Origin of the sequence: Cryobacterium sp. Sr3 (genome assembly GCF_004402835.1) — a bacterium.
Taxonomy (GTDB): Bacteria; Actinomycetota; Actinomycetes; order Actinomycetales; family Microbacteriaceae; genus Cryobacterium; species Cryobacterium sandaracinum.
The window spans coordinates 1-2,878 of record NZ_SOFA01000040.1 but is presented as its reverse complement, the minus strand read 5'-3'; the positions used below and the strand labels follow the sequence as shown (position 1 = coordinate 2,878).

At 53.8% G+C, this 2,878-nt stretch carries 1 rRNA gene; it reads left to right on the top strand.

What is annotated here, in order from left to right:
- Window positions 1-2,804, top strand: a 23S ribosomal RNA gene (locus tag E3N94_RS13120); the annotation flags it as partial.
- Window positions 2,805-2,878 lie beyond the last annotated feature (74 nt).

Below are 2,878 nucleotides of genomic sequence, written 5' to 3'. Positions count from 1 at the left end.
TTCTGCCGAACAGTGAGGGTTAGAGCGTTGTATAGACGAACAGGATTGAAAGCCTGGTCATAGAGGGTGCGAACCCCGTAGTCGAAATGCAGCAATCGCCCGAAGAGTATCCCAAGTAGCACGGGGCCCGAGAAATCCCGTGTGAATCCGTCAGGACCACCTGATAAGCCTAAATACTCCTACATGACCGATAGTGAACAAGTACCGTGAGGGAAAGGTGAAAAGTACCCCGGGAGGGGAGTGAAATAGTACCTGAAACCGTTTGCTTACAAACCGTTGGAGCCAGGCTGTGCCATTCGTGGTGCGGATTTCTGGTGACAGCGTGCCTTTTGAAGAATGAGCCTGCGAGTTAGTGATATGTGGCGAGCTTAACCCGAGAGGGGAATGCGTAGCGAAAGCGAGTCTGAATAGGGCGATTCAGTCGCATGTCCTAGACCCGAAGCGAAGTGATCTATCCATGGCCAGGTTGAAGCGACGGTAAGACGTCGTGGAGGACCGAACCCACTTCAGTTGAAAATGGAGGGGATGAGCTGTGGATAGGGGTGAAAGGCCAATCAAACTTCGTGATAGCTGGTTCTCTCCGAAATGCATTTAGGTGCAGCGTTGCGTGTTTCTTGCCGGAGGTAGAGCTACTGGATGGCCGATGGGGCCTAAAAGCTTACTGACGTCAGCCAAACTCCGAATGCCGGTAAGTGAGAGCGCAGCAGTGAGACGGTGGGGGATAAGCTTCATCGTCGAGAGGGAAACAACCCAGACCACCAACTAAGGTCCCAAAGCGCGTGCTAAGTGGGAAAGGATGTGGAGTTGCACAGACAACCAGGAGGTTGGCTTAGAAGCAGCCACCCTTGAAAGAGTGCGTAATAGCTCACTGGTCAAGTGATTCCGCGCCGACAATGTAACGGGGCTCAAGCACGCCACCGAAGTTGTGGCATTGATATTTTTGGTAAGCCGCACCCTTGTGGTGTTGGTTCAGCCGTGTTGATGGGTAGGAGAGCGTCGTGTGGCCAGCGAAGCGGCGGTGTAAACCAGCCGTGGAGGCTACACGAGTGAGAATGCAGGCATGAGTAGCGAAAGACGGGTGAGAAACCCGTCCTCCGAAAGATCAAGGTTTCCAGGGCCAGGCTAATCCGCCCTGGGTAAGTCGGGACCTAAGGCGAGGCCGACAGGCGTAGTCGATGGACAACGGGTTTATATTCCCGTACTGGCGAAAAACCGCCCAAACTAATCCAGTAATGCTAAGCATCTGAATCCTCTAGATGGATCCCTTCGGGGTGAAGCGTGGGGCCTAGCGTGCGACCCTATGCTGGTGCGGTTAGCGTATTAACAGGTGTGACGCAGGAAGGTAGCTGAGCCGGGCGATGGTTGTCCCGGTCTAAGGATGTAGGCCGAGAGATAGGCAAATCCGTCTCTCATGAAGGTTGAGACCCGATGGGTAGTCCTCACGGACGAAATCAGTGATCCTATGCTGCCAAGAAAAGCATCGACGCGAGGTTTTAGTCACCCGTACCCCAAACCGACTCAGGTGATCAGGTAGAGAATACTAAGGAGATCGAGAGAATCGTGGTTAAGGAACTCGGCAAAATGCCCCCGTAACTTCGGGAGAAGGGGGGCCTGAGGCGTGAAGGGATTTACTCCTGGAGCGTTCGAAGGCCGCAGAGACCAGTGGGAAGCGACTGTTTACTAAAAACACAGGTCCGTGCCAAGTCGCAAGACGATGTATACGGACTGACGCCTGCCCGGTGCTGGAAGGTTAAGAGGAACGGTTAGCCGCAAGGCGAAGCTGAGAATTTAAGCCCCAGTAAACGGCGGTGGTAACTATAACCATCCTAAGGTAGCGAAATTCCTTGTCGGGTAAGTTCCGACCTGCACGAATGGCGTAACGACTTCCCAGCTGTCTCAACCGCGAACTCGGCGAAATTGCATTACGAGTAAAGATGCTCGTTACGCGCAGCAGGACGGAAAGACCCCGTGACCTTTACTACAGCTTGGTATTGGTGTTCGGTGTGGCTTGTGTAGGATAGGTGGGAGACTGTGAAGCTTGGACGCTAGTTCAGGTGGAGTCAACGTTGAAATACCACTCTGGTCATATTGGATATCTAACTTCGAACCGTGATCCGGTTCAGGGACAGTGCCTGGTGGGTAGTTTAACTGGGGCGGTTGCCTCCTAAAAAGTAACGGAGGCGCCCAAAGGTTCCCTCAACCTGGTTGGCAATCAGGTGTCGAGTGTAAGTGCACAAGGGAGCTTGACTGTGAGACTGACAAGTCGAGCAGGGACGAAAGTCGGGACTAGTGATCCGGCAGTGGCTTGTGGAAGCGCTGTCGCTCAACGGATAAAAGGTACCTCGGGGATAACAGGCTGATCTTGCCCAAGAGTCCATATCGACGGCATGGTTTGGCACCTCGATGTCGGCTCGTCGCATCCTGGGGCTGGAGTAGGTCCCAAGGGTTGGGCTGTTCGCCCATTAAAGCGGTACGCGAGCTGGGTTTAGAACGTCGTGAGACAGTTCGGTCCCTATCCGCTGCGCGCGCAGGAAATTTGAGAAGATCTATCCCTAGTACGAGAGGACCGGGATGGACGAACCTCTGGTGTGTCAGTTGTTCCGCCAGGAGCACCGCTGATTAGCTACGTTCGGAACGGATAACCGCTGAAAGCATCTAAGCGGGAAGCCGGCTTCGAGATGAGATTTCCATCCCTTCGGGGGAGAGGCTCGCAGCTAGACTACTGCGTTGATAGGCCGGATGTGGAAGAGGGGACTAAAGACCCTCGGAGCTGACCGGTACTAATAAGCCAATAATTTGATAACACACCAGTTTGAATAAGCTGCAAGCGTCCACTATGTGGTTCTCGATGTACGGTCGAGAACAACGCCCCACGGTG